General features: G+C 39.0%; 16 protein-coding genes. 11 read left to right on the top strand and 5 right to left on the bottom strand.

Annotated elements, in window-relative coordinates; translation table 11 throughout:
- Nucleotides 1–216: 216 nt before the first annotated feature.
- Complete coding sequence (locus ACFX4L_RS00660; protein ID WP_377380762.1) at nt 217–705, top strand: tetratricopeptide repeat protein; 489 nt, start codon at nt 217–219, stop codon at nt 703–705.
- A 248-nt stretch (nt 706–953) separates the two neighbouring features.
- On the opposite strand, the gene shc is transcribed toward ACFX4L_RS00660, so the two are convergent.
- From shc to ACFX4L_RS00645, 3 genes are all read right to left on the bottom strand, one after another.
- Nucleotides 954–2,849: a squalene--hopene cyclase gene (gene shc, locus ACFX4L_RS00655; RefSeq protein ID WP_377403538.1), complete on the bottom strand. Its 1,896-nt coding sequence runs from the start codon at nt 2,847–2,849 to the stop codon at nt 954–956.
- 174 nt (nt 2,850–3,023) lie between these two features.
- Complete coding sequence (locus ACFX4L_RS00650) at nt 3,024–4,679, bottom strand: M14 family metallopeptidase (RefSeq protein ID WP_377403535.1); 1,656 nt, start codon at nt 4,677–4,679, stop codon at nt 3,024–3,026.
- A 365-nt stretch (nt 4,680–5,044) separates the two neighbouring features.
- Nucleotides 5,045–5,503, bottom strand: a complete 459-nt coding sequence (locus tag ACFX4L_RS00645) for a DUF1450 domain-containing protein (RefSeq protein ID WP_377403532.1) — start codon at nt 5,501–5,503, stop codon at nt 5,045–5,047.
- Nucleotides 5,504–5,638: 135 nt separating this feature from the next.
- Between ACFX4L_RS00645 and ACFX4L_RS00640 the strand changes: the two genes are divergently transcribed.
- From ACFX4L_RS00640 to ltaS, 5 genes are all read left to right on the top strand, one after another.
- Complete coding sequence (locus tag ACFX4L_RS00640) at nt 5,639–6,589, top strand: ABC transporter permease (RefSeq protein WP_061465518.1); 951 nt, start codon at nt 5,639–5,641, stop codon at nt 6,587–6,589.
- Entirely contained in the window at nt 6,582–7,529 is a 948-nt protein-coding gene (locus ACFX4L_RS00635) for an iron chelate uptake ABC transporter family permease subunit (protein WP_284469297.1), read from the top strand. The genes ACFX4L_RS00640 and ACFX4L_RS00635 overlap by 8 nt, the downstream gene beginning before the upstream one ends.
- Entirely contained in the window at nt 7,523–8,281 is a 759-nt protein-coding gene (locus ACFX4L_RS00630; RefSeq protein ID WP_061465516.1) for an iron ABC transporter ATP-binding protein, read from the top strand. Before ACFX4L_RS00635 ends, ACFX4L_RS00630 begins: the two co-directional genes overlap by 7 nt.
- A 212-nt stretch (nt 8,282–8,493) precedes the next feature.
- Nucleotides 8,494–9,438 carry a siderophore ABC transporter substrate-binding protein gene (locus ACFX4L_RS00625; protein WP_377403682.1) on the top strand — a complete coding sequence of 315 codons (945 nt, stop codon included), beginning with the start codon at nt 8,494–8,496 and terminating at the stop codon, nt 9,436–9,438.
- 1,179 nt (nt 9,439–10,617) lie between these two features.
- Complete coding sequence (ltaS, locus tag ACFX4L_RS00620) at nt 10,618–12,585, top strand: lipoteichoic acid synthase (protein WP_377380749.1); 1,968 nt, start codon at nt 10,618–10,620, stop codon at nt 12,583–12,585.
- Nucleotides 12,586–12,641: 56 nt separating this feature from the next.
- On the opposite strand, the gene ACFX4L_RS00615 is transcribed toward ltaS, so the two are convergent.
- Both ACFX4L_RS00615 and ACFX4L_RS00610 read right to left on the bottom strand, forming a co-directional pair.
- Nucleotides 12,642–13,262 carry an RraA family protein gene (locus ACFX4L_RS00615; RefSeq protein ID WP_377380746.1) on the bottom strand — a complete coding sequence of 207 codons (621 nt, stop codon included), beginning with the start codon at nt 13,260–13,262 and terminating at the stop codon, nt 12,642–12,644.
- Between the two features lie 358 nt (nt 13,263–13,620).
- A complete protein-coding gene (locus tag ACFX4L_RS00610; protein ID WP_284469301.1) occupies nt 13,621–13,800 on the bottom strand; it encodes a hypothetical protein in 180 nt (59 codons plus the stop codon).
- 119 nt (nt 13,801–13,919) lie between these two features.
- Here ACFX4L_RS00610 and ACFX4L_RS00605 point away from each other — a divergent pair, with 119 nt between their 5' ends.
- The 5 genes from ACFX4L_RS00605 to ACFX4L_RS00585 all read left to right on the top strand — a co-directional run bounded on the left by ACFX4L_RS00605 (nt 13,920) and on the right by ACFX4L_RS00585 (nt 19,193).
- Nucleotides 13,920–14,249, top strand: coding sequence for a DUF948 domain-containing protein (locus tag ACFX4L_RS00605; protein WP_125162601.1), 330 nt, complete (start codon nt 13,920–13,922; stop codon nt 14,247–14,249).
- Nucleotides 14,250–14,738: 489 nt separating this feature from the next.
- A complete protein-coding gene (locus ACFX4L_RS00600; protein ID WP_377403529.1) occupies nt 14,739–15,260 on the top strand; it encodes a YhcN/YlaJ family sporulation lipoprotein in 522 nt (173 codons plus the stop codon).
- 221 nt (nt 15,261–15,481) lie between these two features.
- The gene (locus ACFX4L_RS00595; protein ID WP_377403526.1) at nt 15,482–16,990 is read left to right on the top strand and encodes a spore germination protein; all 1,509 of its coding nucleotides are present in this window, start codon (nt 15,482–15,484) and stop codon (nt 16,988–16,990) included.
- A gap of 23 nt (nt 16,991–17,013) precedes the next feature.
- Complete coding sequence (locus tag ACFX4L_RS00590; protein WP_377380736.1) at nt 17,014–18,114, top strand: GerAB/ArcD/ProY family transporter; 1,101 nt, start codon at nt 17,014–17,016, stop codon at nt 18,112–18,114.
- A complete protein-coding gene (locus ACFX4L_RS00585; RefSeq protein WP_377403523.1) occupies nt 18,111–19,193 on the top strand; it encodes a Ger(x)C family spore germination protein in 1,083 nt (360 codons plus the stop codon). The genes ACFX4L_RS00590 and ACFX4L_RS00585 overlap by 4 nt, the downstream gene beginning before the upstream one ends.
- Nucleotides 19,194–19,237 lie beyond the last annotated feature (44 nt).

Raw genomic sequence — 19,237 nt, 5'->3', positions numbered from 1 at the left:
TCAATATCTAGAACTGAAATGTGTGAAGGATTTGCCAAGTGGCAGATCCTTTTTTATTCACAATGGCATATCCGATTGAAAAGTGAGGCCGATCCAGACTCCCATTTTCCTACATGTAAATTCTGAATTACTCTTTCTCAGCCGATCTAAGAAGGTATTAAATGGGGGACTCGCGAATAGGGGCAATAAGGAATTTTATTCAATGGAGGAATGGCGATGGAGAGTTTAGAAAGGGCACTGATATTAAGGGGCAAGAAAGAATTCAAAAAATCCAATCAATTATTGATGGATTTGGCAAAGCAAAATCCAGAGGATGCAGTCATACAGTATCAGTGTGCCTGGAGTTTGGATATTCTTGGACTAGAGGTAAAGGCGGTGCGCCATTATGAAGCTGCCCTCAAACTAGGTTTGCCGGATGAGGACGCAAAAGGAGCCTACCTAGGGCTGGGGAGCACATATCGCACCATTGGGGAATATGAAAAATCAAAACGGACATTGGAAGCGGGGCTGGCAAAGTTTCCTGAGGATAGGGCTTTATTGGTATTCAGGGCCATGTCATTTTATAATTTGGGCCGACATGATCTAGCGATGGAATCCTTATTGAAAATAATTGCGGAAACCTCTAAGGATCGAGAAATACAATCTTATGCAAAGGCCATAGAATTCTATAGTGATAAACTGGATAAAGTTTTCTTGGAATCGTAATCATTCATCCCCAAACTATCCACAAAGCGTGCATAAACAAGTCATTAATACATATTCGAAATGAATTAATCAACAAAATTCAACAAAAATGAAGGGAAATGTTTATCGATGACTTGTTTTTAGTCATTTTACAGGCAAAATAATGTGGATAACCTCGGATTGTGGATAACTTTTCGTTGTTATTCACCCCTTTTCCACAGGTAATCCACATATTCACCTTTATATGATAAAAATCACTGAAAAAGCGATTAAGCATCCATGAATTTGTTTCTGTAGTGACTTAAGGCAAGTAGCGGGTAAATATAGCGATAGCTGTGATAATGGGTATACAAAACGCTTGCCATGAGCTGGCCTGCAGGATAGTCATTGGTCCAGTCTTCTTTTTGAGCTCCGCGGGTGAGATAGGTGATGCCCTTTTCAATTTCAGGTGTGGGTTTGTCAGATGTTGCAATCAACGCATCCACAGCCCAAGCCGTATGTGTCAGGGTGCTGGTCCCGAGAGGCATATAATGCTGCTTGATGTCACTATAACAAGATTCACCCCAGCCACCATCTTTATTTTGGATTTTCTTTAACCAGGAGATGGCCTTTTTGATGGCAGGATGTTCAGAGGAATGCCCTACGGCCTTCATGCCAGTCAGTGCCGACCATGTGCCATATAGGTAACATATTCCCCAGCGTCCGTACCAGGAGCCATCCTGCTCCTGATCTTTCAAGAGCCAATCTACGGCCTTTTTGCTGACTTTCCCAGGTTTCTTCAAATTTGTATAGTTCCCTAGAAATTCAAGCGTCCTGCCTGTTAAATCAGCTGTCGACGGGTCAGTCAAGAGGTAATTTGATCCTTCGAAAGGAATGAGATGTACCCATTTAGGATCGCTTTCTCGTTCAAATGCGGGAAATCCTCCATCGTCATTTTGCATGGAAATTGTGAAGGCGACACCACGCTGCCAGCTGTCCAGATTATCAGGTCTTGTTTGCATTTGACCTGCAAGCGCCCGTAATGATGCCGTCGTATCATCTACATCTGGATTCATTGTATTCAAATCAGAGAAACCCCAGCCACCTGGGACCGCTTCAGGATTATGAATTAACCAATCTCCATACATATAATGCTGGCGTGACAGTAAATACTGATTGGCGGACTTTACAGTTTCATCTTTTGATGGCAGTCCGGCTTCTTGCAGGGCATAACTGATTAAGGATGTATTCCAAACATGTGCTGTTGTAAGTTGGATATGTGTGTGACCATCAACGGAACAGGACATTCCCTTCAAACCGGAAACAGCTTTTAGGATTACAGGATCTTTTTTCGAGTAGCCGGTTGAAAGTAGGGCAAAAATCATGAAAAAGGTAGGCCCAAAATAATTATACAACGTTCCGTCGGGTTCTAGCCGGTCGAGCATAAATCGTTTTGTGGTTTCTAGGGCCAAGGAATGAAGATAATCTGGATAACCAATTAAAGTTTTGACACCTGTTTGAAGTTTGGAAAAGAAGGAGCGGTATTCGTCGGTTCGATATTCCTTCCACACATGCTCTTCAGACCGTTCCTCCCTTGTTTGATATAAATCTTTTAAACTAGGTGTGTTTGGGGACATGATCTGGAACCTTTTATGTCCTAGTAAAAGCAAAGGGACCATGGTGACACGGCCATATATGGATAGGTCATAAATGCTGAAGAAGAAGGTTGGCGGCAGTAATATAGCTTCGAGCGGGATCGGGAATAGGAGTGGCCATTTATATTGTCCAGTGATGGTGAGCATCATTTTAGTTAACATTTTGGCCTGTTTAATTCCACCCTTGGAAAGAATGAATTGTTTGGCTTTCCTCATATGAGGATCTTGTTTTTTTCGCAGTCCACTATAAAGGAGACCATAATAAGCTTCAATAGTGACTGAAAGATTACCGTCTTTTTCATCATGGAAAAGTCTCCAAGAGCCGTTTTCCGTTTGTCTGCTTTCAATCCTTTTTACTAATGCCTCTATTAAAGAGGCATCTTCTATTTCTAAAACTTTAAGTAAAATAATCATATAGGTATCAGCTGTTATCCCAGTGTCAAAGGGATAATTCCAAGATCCATCTGCTGATTGGTCTTGTTTTAAGCGATGAATAAGGCGGTTCATTTCCAATTGCACATGCTGGTTCAAAGTCGTTCCCCCTCTTAAACACATCGTCCGTTTATATATATATTCAAAAACTCTCAACACATTCAAAAAATAAAGTCCGCCAATAGGCTTAAAAGTGAATTAAATAGGAGTTCAAAAATAAAACGCTTCAGCAACGAAAGCTGCTAAAGCGTTTTAGAAAGTAATCGAAATGCATTATTTAACTGGTAATGCTGATTGTTTCATGTAGCGGTAAATAGGTAATTCTCCGCCCTTAACAGCGGGAATGAAATTGAATGTCACGTAGCTGTCTATGCCTTCTGGTTCGAGGGCCAGGGAAATGAAGTTAGCGTCAGGTTGGTCCATGTTAAATACATAGCTTCCTTTTGGGAAAACCCGAGTTTTTGAAGTAACGGTGGTCGTGACTTCCCTTGTGGAATGTCCGCTTTCCAGTTCAGCGGAAACTTTTAGATCCTTGACCCTATAGTTTTCAACAGCTACTTTCATAGGTCTTTTTAATTTTTTGACTTCTACTCCCAATAGCTGAAGTTTCTTGGCAATATCTTTATATTCGGATTGAAGGATATAGGCTGTCGGACGATCTCTAACCAGCGTAGGGTAGGCAGCGGTAGAATCCAGCCAATCGATGGTGGTATCGACCTTTTTGGCTTTCGCTATATCGACCACTGTTAACCTTTGATTTTTCATTAATTTATTTTGGCTGGTGATGACAATTTTGTCATTATCATTTACTTTTCTCCCTTTTTTCACCACTTCATTTTCCGCCTGCTTGACCACCTTTTTTACTTCATTGGCCTGATCAGCCGTCGTTTTAATGAAGGCAGCCTGAGCTGAAGCTTGTGCATAAACACGACGTTTGAAGTCAGTACGGCCGATATTGATACCCCTTGTTTCAATTAAATAGGTCATTGTATTTTTCAATCCGAGAGCGTTGCGACCGATGCGGGCTTCTGTGCTTCCTTCAGTAGCGGTAAGAATTCCAGTATCAGAAGTATCGAGTGTATAGTAATCATGATAGGAAAGCTTTTCTTTTTCCAATGCTTTGAAAACATTAGGTAAAAGCAGTTCATCGGATGCTTTTCGAAGCTGTTCCGGAATATTTAAATTCTTTGCTGATGAAATGAGCAGATCATAGGAAGCGATGGATCCATTTGCGCCTAGCTTTTTAAGGGGAGCGGGGTTCACTGTATATTCATGTACATCAAGAATGACTTCAGGCCCATAATCATTGATGGTTTGATGAATAGTCTGTACTTCAGGATACTCCACTTTTAAATAGTCCCTATTCGCATCCATGTCATTTGCGGTAAATCGTTTGAAGTAATAGGAGCCATCTGGATTTACGCGTGGAACGATGGCAATGTTCACTTTATCGAGGACGTCACCAAGTTTTCCTTCGGCAAGCCATTGTGCAATGACTAATGTTGATTCACCTGAAGCGGGTTCATTGCCATGGATCTGACCTTGTATCCAAATCAATGGTTTACGGGAATCCTTATTGAGTTTTTTTGAATCCTTGCTGAAAAGAAGCATTGGGATGTCGCGTCCTTCTATTGATTTACCTATCGTCTTGACTTGGATGTTCTTGTTTTTATGGGAGAGGGACTTGATATGACCAATCATTTCTTCTTGGCTCGTAAAAGCGATCTTGCCTTGTATAAAGGCAGGGGTCTTGAAAGAAACATTAGGTTCAGGGAAAAGGTAGGAGAGGTTATCAGGTTGAATATAGCTTGGACCATTTCCATAATAAGGGGTGAATTCTTCTGTCATTGCGATGGGGTTCTGGCTAGGCAATCCAGTGACAAGACCTAGGGTTACGAATGAAACGATGGTAGGAATGATTTTTTTCACGGACGTCCTCCTATATATCTTTTTCCATAAATTATCATATATTCAGCTTTATATACAGTATAACCGTAGGAACTAGAGAAAAACAGGAAGTATCTACTAGATCAATAAAGGCATTCCATGGCTTGCAGCCCAGTAAAACTCTCTCTGTCAAAAAAAGAGTGTGGATGTTTTTCGATTACATAAGGGAATGACTCTGATGCATAACAACCTTCCCAAGGGCTTATCTTTCTAAGGGGAATGGTGGCAGAAAAAAAGTTAGTAATTACTTTTCATAGTTATTCATCCCCTGGATTCTGTATACTTAGAGGTAGATAGTTGAAATTTCCATAATAAAATACGGTTCAAGCAATTTTGCTTGGCCCGTATCATTTCAATTCATCATATAACTGATTTAAAAGATTCCGTGAATCCTTGGCGTTCATTATCTGGCCGTTTACTTTCGCATATGGGGTTTGCTTACAAAGTTTACACTCACTTAAACATTCATATTCCTTATATTGAATCCTTGGATTCGCTAAGAATTTACCATAATCAGCAACCGTTTGTTCATCAAGGAAGCGGTCAAGATTATTTTGGCAAAATTCAATCTGGATTTTCCCTTTTTTTGTGAACACTTTAGATAGGAAGTTTTTCATCACATCGCTTCTTTCATTAGAAGAGTAAATATTTGTTATTATGATTTTATCACTTCCTGTAGCGAAATGCATGAGTGGTTCTTCCATTATCCGGAGTTTATCAAAGTAATTCCCTTGTATTTGTTGACACATGTCAAAGAAATGGTAGAATAAATAATGAATGATAATGATAATGAATCTCATTATCATGAATGTGAGAACCCTGTAACTATTGTCTCATGAACCCCATTTCAATAGGGGATTGTACAATAGTCTTTATTCATATATTTTTAATTAAAAATATTATCGCTGTATTTACTGAGATAGGAAGAGTAGGAAATGTAGATGAAGATAAGATATTTAGTCATGTCGTTAATCGTTTTATCATTTACCTCATTATTCATTGGTGTAAAAGATATTACCCCCCTGGATTTATTGGATCTAAGTGATGATAAAGTGCAAATCATGCTGCAAAGCCGTTTCCCCAGAATGATGACCATAATCATTGCCGGCGTGGTGATGAGTATAAGCGGTCTGATCATGCAGCAATTGAGCCGCAATAAATTTGTATCCCCTACGACTGCCGGTACCATGGATTCTGCAAGGCTTGGACTTCTTCTTGCCATTATCATTTTTCCATCGGCAGCACTTATTGAGAAAATGGCATTCGCTTTCATATTCGCTTTGGCAGGTACATTCTTGTTCATGAAAATTCTTGATCAAGTGAAATATAAGGATACGATTTTCATTCCATTGGTTGGTTTGATGTTTGGTAATATCGTCGGTTCCATCTCGACATTCTTTGCTTATAAGTATGATTTGATTCAAAGCCTCAACACATGGATGAATGGTGATTTCTCGATGATCATGTCGGGAAGGTACGAACTAATATATGTAAGTATCCCTTTAGTCATTCTCGCATACTTCTTTGCCAATAAATTCACTGTGGCAGGGATGGGTGAGGAGTTTGCTATTAATCTAGGGCTAAATTATAAACTTATAGTCAATTTTGGGCTGATCATCGTGGCATTATCCTCCACTGTTGTCCTGTTAACGGTGGGAACGATTCCTTTCATAGGATTGATCGTACCAAATATTGTATCCCTTTACCTTGGTGATAATTTGAAAAAGAGTCTTTCTCATACAGCGTTGCTAGGGGCAGTATTCCTATTGATCTGCGATATTCTGGGCAGGATCATCATATATCCATTTGAAATTCCGATTGGACTCGTGGTTGGTGTGATAGGAAGCGCCGTATTTATCTATCTGATAATGAGGAGAAAGGCATATGAATAATAAAAGTAAGATCATTATATTAGCTGTTCTGGCAGCAGCTTTAACGGCAGGTTACATATTTTGGGACCTTGGCCCGAATTGGGATTACGCACTGCCGAGAAGGGTCATAAAAATCATTGCCATCATCGTGGTAGGTTGTGCGATAGCCTTTTCAACAGTGATTTTCCAAACGGTTACGAATAATAAAATCCTGACACCAAGCATTTTGGGACTGGACTCTATGTATATGCTGATCCAAACTGGAGTGATTTTCCTCTTCGGTTCAACGCATATCATGATCATGAATAAAAATCTCAATTTCCTGGTTACACTTACGGCCATGCTTATTTTTTCCAGCCTGCTGTTCAAGTTCATGTTCAAGAAAAACCGAAATATTTACTTTCTATTGCTGATCGGTATCATATTCGGGACCTTATTCGGCAGCATGTCTTCATTTATGCAGGTATTGATTGACCCGAATGAATTTCAAATGATACAAAATAAAATGTTTGCCAGTTTCAATAATGTCAACACTGACCTGTTAACATTAGCGATTATCCTCATGATAGCGGTAATGATATATTTTATGAGATTTTTGAAGTATTTAGATGTCATGTCACTAGGGAGGGACCAAGCCATAAACTTGGGTGTGGATTACGATTTTGTCACGAAACGGGTTTTAATCGTCGTCACGATTTTAATTTCCATTTCAACTGCCCTGATCGGTCCAATCACGTTCCTCGGATTACTTGTTGCAAATGTGGCTTATCAATTCATTAAGTCCTATCAGCATAAACATATCATCCCGGGTGCAATGCTGATCAGTGTGATTGCCTTGGTCGGCGGCCAATTCATTGTAGAGAGGATCTTTACGTTCTCTACCACCTTGAGTGTCATTATCAACTTTGTCGGCGGTGTCTATTTCATCTATCTTCTATTAAAGGAGAATAAATCATGGTAGAAGTGAAAAATTTATTCAAAAAATATAATAGTAAAACGGTTGTAGAGGATGTTTCCATTGAAATAACGAAAGGGAAAATCACATCTTTCATCGGTCCTAATGGAGCGGGGAAAAGTACAGTCCTTTCAATGATCAGCCGGCTCATTACCCGGGATTCAGGAGAAGTCCTGATCGAGGGGAAGGATATGGGGAAATTCAATAGCAATGAACTTGCTAAAAAGATTGCCATCTTAAAGCAGGCTAACCACATCAATATACGTTTAACGATTCGTGAACTCGTCGCCTTTGGCCGTTTTCCTTATTCACAAGGTAAACTGACTAAAGAGGATTGGAAGTATGTCGATGAAGCGATTGAATATATGGAACTTGGCGAAATGCAGGATAAATTTCTTGACCAGCTTAGCGGCGGGCAACAGCAGCGGGCATTCATTGCCATGGTTATTGCTCAGAATACGGAGTATGTACTTCTTGATGAGCCTCTGAACAATCTTGATATGAAGCATTCCGTCCAAATCATGAAGGTATTGAGGAGATTGGCCGATGAATTAGGGAAAACGGTCATAATCGTCATTCATGACATTAATTTTGCATCCTGTTATTCCGACTATATTGTCGCATTGAAGGATGGCAAGGTTGTTCATAATGGACCTACCGAACAAGTGATCAACTCCGAAGTATTAAAGGAAATCTATGATATGGATATTGAAATCCAAAATATCAATGACAATAAGATCTGTGTGTACTTCACGTAAGAAAATGCCATTTGGTTTTAAATTACTTCAGTATTCGTAGCCGTCTCAGATTCACTTCATACGCTCATTAGGCTGTTAAAAGTTGGCGGGCGACCAAGGTTTTTAGCCGCCTCCTGTTTATATCCAGGGAAAGCGATGCAGGTGAATTCTGTGAAGGTGAGGATTCAATCTGTAATTTTAAATAAAAAAAACTTTTCGAGGTGACCATAATGATTAAGAAATTATCTTTACTGCTTTTAGTTGCAATGCTGGCTGTAATGGCTGTAGCTTGCGGATCAGTTAAGGAAAAAGAAGAATCAGGTACGAAAAAAGGAAGTGCTAAAAGCGAAGAATTTACGGTTAAGCACCAACTAGGCGAAACGAAAGTAAAAACAAACCCTAAAAAAGTTGTTGTATTCGATATGGGTGCTCTTGATACTCTTGATAAATTGGGTGTGAAAGTAGCAGCTGTTCCTCATGATGGCCTTCCAAAATACCTTTCTAAATATGAAGGTACAACTGAAAATGCCGGCGGTTTAAAAGAACCTGACTTCGAAAAAATCAACGAGATGGCTCCTGACTTAATCCTGATTTCTGGCCGTCAAACTGAAGCATATAAAGAATTAAGTAAAATTGCCCCTACTGTTTATGTAGGTGTAGATACTGCAAATTATATGGAATCCTTTAAAGAAAATGTAACACTTTTGGGTAAAATCTTCGATAAAAAAGACGAAGCAGCTAAAGAATTAGCACGTGTTGAAGAAAACATTAATGCTTTGAAAGAAAAAGCTCCGAAGGATAAAACTGGTTTAATCGTTCTTGCTAGCGGTGGAAAAGTAAGTGCTTACGGACCGAATTCGAGATTTGGAATTATCCATGATGTATTCGGAGTACCTGCTGTAGATGATAAATTGGAGGTATCTACACATGGTCAAAGTATTTCTTTCGAATACATTGCTGAAAAGAATCCAGACTATCTATTCGTTGTAGATAGAGATGCGGTTGCCGGTGATGGAGCTGCAGCAAAAGAAACTGTTGAAAATGACATTGTAAAAAATACAAAGGCTTTTAAAGAAGGAAACATCATTTATCTTGATCCTAACTACTGGTACTTATCTGGCGGCGGTTTAGAATCTGTTGATGAAATGGTTAAAGAAGTTTCTAAAGGGCTTAAGTAATTAAATATAGTTTAAAAGCAAATCCTGCCCTCGATTGAGGACAGGATTTTTTTTATTTTTTATAATAAAGCTGAATGAAAGTATATATAATAACAAAGGGAAGAAAAGAAATCACTTAAAGGAAACCAATAATGCCGGTTACAACAGCTTGTAAGGTCTTCACACCCAATAAAGGGAAAATAAATAGGACAAGGTTCATATTAGACCCTGTTGTAGCTGTTAGGGCTTATATGGGCGGCTACCGAAAGAAAATAACTCCTCAGCCAAACAAATAACAACGTAAAAAAAAATAGTTTCTTCCTATTATAATGTCAACTGCATTGATGCTTGATGCAGTTTCTGGTTCCGGTCTGGTTTTAAATTGTAATTTAAGTGAACTTTGGTAAATAATCTTAAAAACTAAAACATGAACATTCATGAAAACTAAGAATATTTGAATCCCCATCATACTAATTACTTCAAGTAATATAGGCAAATTTGGTGTCATTTACTATCAGGAGAAATTAATTCAATAAAAGTAGATCAACTGAAGTCAAGACGGGAATGATGTCGATATAACGCGAAATGAGTTTACGAAACAGGCCACAAAACCTTTTGTTATTTTATGGGATTTTAACTTGAGAGGATGCAGTAAATGAACGGGTGAACTTAAGCAGGCTTTTGGTTCTTACAGATAAATAGAAAGTGCGGGGGAGCGATGCATCAATGTAATCGGCAATCAAATTTCAGATGTCGAATTATCGGGAAAGAAATCCTCTAAATATCTAATAGCATTCAATAATTGAAGATTTTACATCTTTACATATTTTGTAATGTGCTGGTGTTTTTATAAAGAGTCGTTTATAATGATAAAAGCCTGAAGGAAGTTAAATTAAATAGTGACGGTGATCCACAGTAACCCAAAAAAGTTACGGTGATATTTATTGGATTAAGACATGGAATTCCTATATATTTGTTATAGAAAATCAAGACGGTCGAAACTCTGTTACTTTTTCAAAAGTTGTTCATAAGCTAAAGAAGTGTTCTGGATCATAAGGGTTATTGATGTGACAAAAGGTGGTTTGCACAGTCTTGACTATCTGATTGAAAGAATGCTATCATAAGGTTTCCGATTTTCCGTCTTTTGTAAGTATGTAAAAATTTATATAAATAAACCACTAGATTAATAGAGGTGAGAGCATGAATAATTTTCTTAAAAAAAGCCGGCATTTATTTGCAGATAACATACTAGGCTTTTTCTTTATTGCGGTAGTCTTGTTTTGGATAAAAACGTATATTGGATACCGAGTTGAATTTAACTTAGGGCTTGAAAATGGCCTGCAACAGTTCCTACTGTTCATAAACCCGATTAGTTCAGCCATTTTATTCTTTGGCTTGGCACTATTGGCGAAAGGCAAAAAATCGTTTAAATGGATCATCGGATTGAACTTATTGATGTCCTTATGGTTATTCTTCAATATTGTTTACTACCGTTCATTTACAGATTTCATCACTATGTCAACTTTGACACAAGTGCAAAATGCAGGTGACTTGGGACCGAGTACATTAGCATTATTTAAATCCCATGATGTATTTTATTTCCTTGATACGGTACTTTTGATTGTGTTGTATAGATTCAAAGACTTTAAAGTGGAAAACTTCAAAGTCAAACGCCGTACGGTTGGAATGATTTATCTTGCAGGGCTTGCAATTTTTGCTATTAATTTAGGACTTGCTGAAAAGGATCGTCCGCAATTATTGTCAAGAACATTCGACCGGAATTATATTGTCAAATATTTGGGTATGTTCAACTATACGGTATATGATGCCGTTCAGAATACTAAAACGTACGCTCAGCGTGCAACTGCAAATAGCACGGATATCGCGGAAGTGGTCAATTATACGAAGGCAACAAGCGCTGAACCGAACCCTAAGTATTTTGGTGCAGCAAAAGGTAAAAATGTCATATACCTGCATTTGGAATCCATGCAGAATTTCATGATTGATTATAAGTTGAACGGGGAAGAAGTAACTCCATTTCTAAACTCACTTGCACATGAGAAGTCAGATTTCATGTACTTTGATAACTTCTTCCATCAAGTAGGCCAAGGTAAAACGGCAGATGCTGAATTCATGCTTGAAAATTCCCTGTTCGGTTTACCACAGGGGGCAGCATTCACAAACCGAGCCCAAAATACGTATCAAGCGGCACCTGCGATTTTAGGAGAAAAAGGATACACATCTGCTGTTTTCCATGGTAATTACAAATCTTTCTGGAACCGAGACCAGATGTATAAGGCTCTTGGGTTCAATCAATTTTTCGATGCAAGCCATTATAATATGGAGAATAAAGAAGAAGTGCTAAGTTATGGTTTGATGGATAAACCTTTCTTTAAAGAATCGATTCCAATGTTAGAAACGCTTAAACAGCCTTTCTATACAAAATTCATAACGGTATCTAATCATTTCCCATATGCCATGGACCAGGACAAGGCAACAATCGGTAAGCAAACGACAGGTGATGCTTCCGTTGATGATTACTTCCAAACTGCACGCTATGCAGACGAAGCGCTTAGGGAGTTTTTCGTTTATCTGAAGAAATCCGGTCTGTATGATAACTCAGTAATCGTTATGTACGGTGATCACTATGGTATTTCGGAAAACCATACGGAAGCTATGTCAAAAGTGCTTGGCAAGGATGTTGGCGCATTTGAGAACGCCCAATTGCAACGTGTACCATTATTGATTCATGTTCCAGGTGTTAAAGGCGGGGAAATGCACCAATACGGAGGACAGATTGACCTTCTCCCGACTTTATTGCATTTGTTAGGAATTGAATCTAAAGATTATGTACAATTCGGTTCTGACTTATTGTCTAAAGATCATAGTGAAGTTGTACCTTTCAGGAATGGTGATTTTGTAACACCAGATGTTACTTCCATTAAAGGAAAATACTTCGATACGAAAACAGGAGAAATGGTCAAGGAAAATGATGACATCCTCAATTATAAAAAGAGAGTTGAAAAGATGCTCAATTTATCCGACCAAGTGGTAAACGGTGACTTACTCCGTTTCTATACTCCAAAGGGTTTTAAGCCAATTAACCCTGCTGATTATGATTACACATATAATGAAGAAGGTTCAAAGGAACCCGATTCCGATAAATAAGCTGAAAAACAGGCAGGAAGCCATTGCTTCCTGCCTGTTTTTTTATATGCGTTAGATCATGCTTTATTGGTCATCATGGCAATATACTTTCTTATTTCTTCAGGCTTTCCCGCGTGTTTTTCTGAACGCAGTTTATCTTTCATGATTTTATCCTTTGCTTTGATCAGGATTTCTTCACCCATGGATTGTGGCACGACAACGACTCCATCTATGTCCCCTATGATGATGTCACCTGGAAACACTGTGACACCTCCACAGGAAATGGGGATATTGGTTTGCCCTGCACCAGCCTTACCACTTGAGGCAACCGTTGTCCCTTTACTGAAAACAGGGAAATTCATTTTTTTAATTGCTTCAAGATCACGAATGACTCCATCGACTACGAGACCGCCAATTTCCATGGTCTGCATCATGCCGACAACAAAGTCACCTGCTATTGCACGGTATGTATCACCTTTGCTGTCAACGACTATTATATCTCCAGGTCTTGCTTCGCCGATTACTTTCAAGACGGCTGAATTATCACCGACGGGCATCTGTACGGTTAAAGCACGTCCGGCAAAATGAAACTCTTCTTTTAAGGGTTTAATCGCTGATTCCAGATTGTTCAATCCTTCCATTGCATCTGAAATGGCCGTGGTGGGCAAATTCCTAAACTGTTGAATGAGAGTATCCATGAATATGATTCCTCCTTGAAGGTTATGAATATAGACTAATTATACACAAATTTCGTAATTTTCCATTTATTTTCTGCTTATCGGTAAAATGGGAAATGTGGTGAAGTTCTTCTGTCATAAGGGGGCAAGGCAAGTCAATGGTTTAATCAATCGATTGATTAAATTTTCATGTTCATGGAGTATACTTTACACATCGCGTTTCCTACTTGTTCTGTATGTACTTCTATATAGCCTATTTACTTCATTCGCCTATGTCATCAAGAGGGAAATATCTTTTATACCCCTCAGTTATCCTGCCTCGAGCGGTCCTTAAGTGGAACTGGTGTGAGGAAGATCACTAAAGAGTTTTCAACAATCTTCAAAGCAGGAGCAAAACCAAGACGGAGGTTGCCAATGTAAGCCAAAGGGGGCTAAAAACTTCTGGATGAATGATCAAAAAAATGATTCCTGCTGTAACGGCAGCCTGTTGTATGGTTATATGTCTTATGAAGTGTATTCCAGCTTTAAAACAGGCTTTAAGTAGAGGCATATGATTCATTTTCATTCCTCCTTTTTCTTTCAATAATATGACCAGGCATAAAAGAAAATACATGGGGATTCGTTTTCTGCTCAAGGATTACGGGTATAGTAAAGGTAAAATAAAAGGAGGAATCATAGGTGGTTATTGTATATATTAGTCTTGCCCTCTTTATCGGATCGATCATCTATTTCGCTTTTTTTGCTTTCAAAACATTTAAGGATTCGAAACCGACAATTGAAAGTGTGACTGAAACTGTTTCACGCATTCAGGCAAAAACGGATCAGATTAAATCAGAGACGGATCAACTCGCCATGACTCAGCAAGAAATCACAGAAGATGTTCAATATAAAAAAGAGGCTGTACAATATACGGTTGATGCCGCTAAAAAAACACCGGAACCATTCAAAAATATTTGGTTTTCAATAAAAGGTGACAAATGGAAGCTTAGAAACAAAAGTGATGCATAGGCGTTTGACCGAATTTGGAATGCACATGATATCGTATGGGAATAAAAGATTTTGGTTGAAATTTTACCTGAATGGTTCAGGAGAAACGCGCAGGGATCTGCTTATACGGAGGGGAAAAAGCCCGAGAGGTTATGATTATGACCTTTCGGGCTTTTTCTGTATTGGGAGAGGAAAAAGAGATGGCTTTGATTCAATTGGTGATTGCGTGAATATTTAATAATAGGCGATGAGTTTAAAATATAATGATTGCTGGCATGGTTATTAGTTTTTTTATCATCGGCGATAAAAATCATTGCCTAGGGAACCCAGTATGCCATTGGGACTGGAATAGGGGCTCCTGGGATCAGTTCTGGTAGGCATCATGAACGGTACGAGGTGCGTTTGGTGTTTTTTGGGTGAAGGTACTACCGGATTGAAAGTCACTTCTTATGAATAATCTATCCACTCCTCGTAAATAGTAATGTTAAACGTTTGAAAGGAGTGGAGAATATGAATTATAAGGCGATAGTATCAAGTGTGATGATGGCTTTAGTGATTACAGGTTGTTCTACTAATAATAAACAAGGTGCCAATGAAAATCTTGGCCTGAATCGTACGAATCAGGATAATTTAAAACATCCGACGAATGTAAGCGATACAAAGCGAAATATAAATAATGTTAATGATAATGATGCAAACGATATGAGGGTCTCCGATGATATCTCAAATCGTGTTGAAGCCTTGAAGGAAGTAAAGGACGCCAGGGTCATCGTGACTGATAATAATGCATATGTTGGGGCAGTATTAAATGACGGCGGGGATAAAGATATCTCGAATGACCTTAAAGACAGGATTGCAGATGCAGCAAGAGGAGCAGATCCATCGGTAGACAACGTTTATGTTTCGACAAACCCTGACTTTGTTCAAAGCATGCATAAGTATGCGAATGACATTCAGAATGGAAAACCCGTTGCAGGATTCGTTGATGAGTTCCGTAAACTTGTAACACGCGTTTTTCCAAGCCAAAAGTAATTGGCAAAGAGTTAAATGAATTAAGACGCAAAGGCTTATCCGTTTGATATCATGCTTTTTTAGGCATGGGATCCGGATAGGTCTTTTCCTATTTCAGGAAAAAACTAAAGGTAATCAGCAGCGAGTTGGGATATCGGTGAATCATGACTAACTTTAAAGAGGGTGGTTACAATAATTGGGTAAACTAAAGAACTCAAGACAGATAATGGGAGGTGGAATTAGTGAGGTTTTTTAAGGGAAGGAAGAAAACGGATGCAGCAGCCTTTCAGGTTACTTCCAAGGATTTTCAAGAACTTTTTAAAAAGTTTGAAGCATCTAATGATTTTCTTACTTTCCAATTCCCGAATGAAGATGGCTATACCATCTCCTATTTCAATTCACTGGTTAGTGAACAACAGCTCCATGAAGAAGTACTGGCTGTCATCTCTAATCAAACAAAGAAGGATCTTAAGCAATTAAAAAGCGATATTCCGATGGAAGATATGAAAGTGACGACTGATATTAACGTCATTCAAAGGTTGGTTTTGGCAGGATCGATCTTGATTCAATACAAGAAAGATGATGAAATGTGTTTGCTGATTCCTTGTGCTCACAGTGTGAAAAGGCAAACTTCCATACCCGAGTCGGAGTATACAGTCGCTGGGTCTAAGGAGGCTTTTGTTGAATCGCTTGATACGAATTTGAATCTAATTCGTAATCGGTTACCCATTCCTGAATTGCAGTCCAAGGAATTTCGGGTTGGGAGCATCTCGCAAACCAGGTTAGTGGTGCTCTACATAGATGGGATTGTAAATCAACAGATCATCAATACAGTCATGCAGAGAATAGATGATATAGAGTATGATACGATCGTGGATATTTCGTTTGTAAACCAGATGATTATGGATAATCGGAATTCGATGTTTCCCCAACTGATTGATACGGAGCGGCCTGACCATCTGGCCAGTGTATTATCAGAAGGGAAAATAGGGATTATGCTAGATGGATCGCCTCATGCATTAGTTGGTCCCAACACCATCATTTCGTTCTTTTCTTCATTTGAGGATTATTTTCAAATTTGGAATCTTGGTACTTCATTCCGTTTGATTCGTCTTTTCGCAGTCCTGTTTTCCGTTTTATCTTCACCTCTGTATGTTGCCGTTTTAACCTATCATTATCTGGTGATCCCAACTGATTTGTTGCCAATCTTAATTTCATCAAGGGGAGTGATCCCTTTTCCGCCGATTTTGGAAGCGATCGTGCTGGAAGGAACGATTGAATTGCTGAGGGAAGCAGCGGTTAGGCTGCCTGCTAAGGTGGGCTCTACCATCGGCATTGTTGGCGGTATTGTCATCGGTACAGCCGCTGTGGAAGCGGGATTTGTCAGTAATGTCCTATTGATGCTTGTCGCTTTGGCTGCTTTGGCTTCATTTACAGTGCCGATTTACCAAATCAGTAATACGATTCGCCTTATCCGCTTCCCTTTTCTAATTGCAGCGCAGTTATACGGACTGTTCGGATTAGCTTTATGCAGTGCATTCATTTTAAGTCATTTATTGAAATTGACTTCGCTTGGCAGTCCATATTTAGACCCTCTTTACCCGTTAAGGATTTATGACTTTAAAGATAGTCTAATTCGCCTCCCTTTTTCAAAGCAGACTAAACGCCCACGATTTCTGCGGACGGAAAAGCCACTAAGGATAAGGAGGAAGGAGGAAACTAATAACTCCCAAAGTGATATTGATGAATAAGGCGTAGAAAGCGGTGAAAATGTATGGAAGTCAAACCAAAGGAAACTAAACTAATATCTCCATTTTTTGTTTTTTTCCTCTTGCCAGGCATGCAGATCGGAGTAGGGGTATTGGGGTTTGAACGGATCATAGCGAAAGAGGCTGGTCAAGATGCTTGGATATCGGTCCTCATTTCAGGGTTAATCGTAAATGTTCTGCTTTGGATGTGTTTCAAGCTTTTAGGCAGGGGCCCCCAAACACTGGATTTGGTTGCCATCCATAAAGATTTGTTTGGTCAATGGGTAGGAAATGCTTTCAACATTTTTTTCATCCTCTACTTTATAATGATCTCCATCATTCTTATAAGGACTTATTTGGAAGTCATTCAGGTTTGGATGTTCCCTGGTGTTAATGTCCTGATGCTATTAACCATCATTCTAATTCTCGTGTATAGTTTTGTGGTGGGAGGGTTTAGGGCCGTTACTGGTTTTTGTATAATCGGACTAATAATTGGATCGCCGTTATTACTTTTGAACTATTTCCCATTAAAGCACGCCCACTTTGAGAATTTGAGCCCTTTACTTGATCATTCCTTTTTGGAAATCATGAAGGCCTGTAAGAGAATGACCCTGAATTACCTTGGTTTTGAATTACTCCTGATCTATTACCCATTCATTAAAAAGCGTGAACACTCTCAAAAGTGGGCCCACTTAGGTGTGTTGTTTACTATGTCGATATATTTAGTCTTCATTATTGTCTCGTTAGCTTACTATCATCAAGATCAGCTGAAAGATGTAATTTGGGCTACATTGACTTTATGGAAAATTGTGGACCTTCCATTCGTTGAAAGGTTTGAATATATAGGGATTTCCGTTTGGCTGTTCATGGTGCTGCCGAATGTTTGCCTAGGGGTTTGGGCAGCGAGCAGAACAGTAAAAAGAGTGTTTGGATTTAGACAGAAAAAGGTGTTAGTTTACATCCTGCTTATCATTTTAGTTTCTTGCTGTTTTTTGGATAACCGCTATAGAATCGATAGGTTTAACACAATCAGTTCGCAAATAGGTTTTTATATCGTTTATTTGTACCTTCCTCTCTTATTCATATGGCAGTCGATTGTCTATAAAGTTAGGAGTCTTAATCCATGAAAATCAAACTTCTCTTGATTACATTAGGTTGTTTCATGATGACAGCGTGCGGGGTGGAGAAGCAAATATTAGAAGATATTTTAATAGCTGAAGTCGTAGGTTATGATGATGCCGGAGACAAAAAAGTGAAAGGAACGGTCGTTGTCAGCGTTCCTCAGCCTGGGGAAGAAGCAAAACTAAGTAGAGAAGTATATGAAGCGACCTCCCATAATATAAAGACTGGCCGCCAGCAAGAAAATGCAAAAACACCATTCCCGATTGTCGGCGGGAGACTGACAGTCATTCTGTATGGTGAAGAATTGGCAGGTAAGGGCTTGAATGATTATATTGATACATATAGGCGTGACCCAATGGTGGGAAGGGATTTATATTTAGCGATCGTTCATGGCAAAGCGGAGGATGTAGTTAAAATGGAGCCGAAGTTGATTAAAACTCCAGGAGTCCAAGTGAAAGAGCTGATCGAACAGAATATCAGGACTAATTTGCCTGATGTAGATTTGCACAGGTATTTATATGCGTGTCATGGTAAAGGAATCGATCCGGTCATGCCCCTATTGGAAACTGCAGGAGACCATATACGGGTAAAGGGTATCGCCCTGTTTAAAAGGGACAAGTATATCGGTAAATATATCCCTTATCAGGACGGATTTTTATTCAAAGTCCTTAGTGAAAATTTTAAGCTGGGGAGTTATGAAATCAAATGGAAGGAAAATGACTTTTCAGATATCAATAACGTGGAATCACGTGTCCATTATGATATCAGGAATGCAAATCAAGACCCCGAAGTCAGGATTGAAGTGAAATTAAAAGCGAGTCTGCTTGAGGTCCAAGGTTATGACTTGGGTAAATCAGTCGACCTGAATCAAATAGAGGCCAAAGCAGAACATGCCATTGGTGAAAAATTACATGAGATGGTAACCATGTTTCAGGAAAGCAACATAGATCCGATTGCACTCGGTGATATCGCTAAAAGTAAAACAAGAAATTTCAATCAAAAACATTGGGAGGAGGCCTATCCTCATATTCCAATCGAGGTGGATTTGGATATTGAAATGATTCAAACGGGAATAGTAGAATAAAAGAAGAATATTCTGAAGTTTCTCCCTTTATAATAGGGGTATTG

The sequence above is a fragment of the Peribacillus sp. YIM B13482 genome (assembly GCF_042787975.1).
Classification (GTDB): Bacteria; Bacillota; Bacilli; order Bacillales; family DSM-1321; genus Peribacillus; species Peribacillus simplex_A.
The sequence above is the reverse complement of the archived record's forward strand: the minus strand, read 5'-3'. Positions and strand labels throughout refer to the sequence as shown.

What these genes read in the sequence shown, in the direction of transcription:
- ACFX4L_RS00660 (WP_377380762.1), top strand. Translation starts at nt 217, where the DNA reads ATGGAGAGTTTAGAAAGGGCACTGATATTAAGGGGCAAGAAAGAATTC.
- ACFX4L_RS00645 (WP_377403532.1), bottom strand. Translation starts at nt 5,503, where the DNA reads ATGATAATGAGATTCATTATCATTATCATTCATTATTTATTCTACCAT.
- ACFX4L_RS00640 (WP_061465518.1), top strand. Translation starts at nt 5,639, where the DNA reads ATGAAGATAAGATATTTAGTCATGTCGTTAATCGTTTTATCATTTACC.
- ACFX4L_RS00635 (WP_284469297.1), top strand. Translation starts at nt 6,582, where the DNA reads ATGAATAATAAAAGTAAGATCATTATATTAGCTGTTCTGGCAGCAGCT.
- ACFX4L_RS00630 (WP_061465516.1), top strand. Translation starts at nt 7,523, where the DNA reads ATGGTAGAAGTGAAAAATTTATTCAAAAAATATAATAGTAAAACGGTT.
- ltaS (WP_377380749.1), top strand. Translation starts at nt 10,618, where the DNA reads ATGAATAATTTTCTTAAAAAAAGCCGGCATTTATTTGCAGATAACATA.
- ACFX4L_RS00615 (WP_377380746.1), bottom strand. Translation starts at nt 13,262, where the DNA reads ATGGATACTCTCATTCAACAGTTTAGGAATTTGCCCACCACGGCCATT.
- ACFX4L_RS00610 (WP_284469301.1), bottom strand. Translation starts at nt 13,800, where the DNA reads ATGAATCATATGCCTCTACTTAAAGCCTGTTTTAAAGCTGGAATACAC.
- ACFX4L_RS00600 (WP_377403529.1), top strand. Translation starts at nt 14,739, where the DNA reads ATGAATTATAAGGCGATAGTATCAAGTGTGATGATGGCTTTAGTGATT.
- ACFX4L_RS00590 (WP_377380736.1), top strand. Translation starts at nt 17,014, where the DNA reads ATGGAAGTCAAACCAAAGGAAACTAAACTAATATCTCCATTTTTTGTT.
- ACFX4L_RS00585 (WP_377403523.1), top strand. Translation starts at nt 18,111, where the DNA reads ATGAAAATCAAACTTCTCTTGATTACATTAGGTTGTTTCATGATGACA.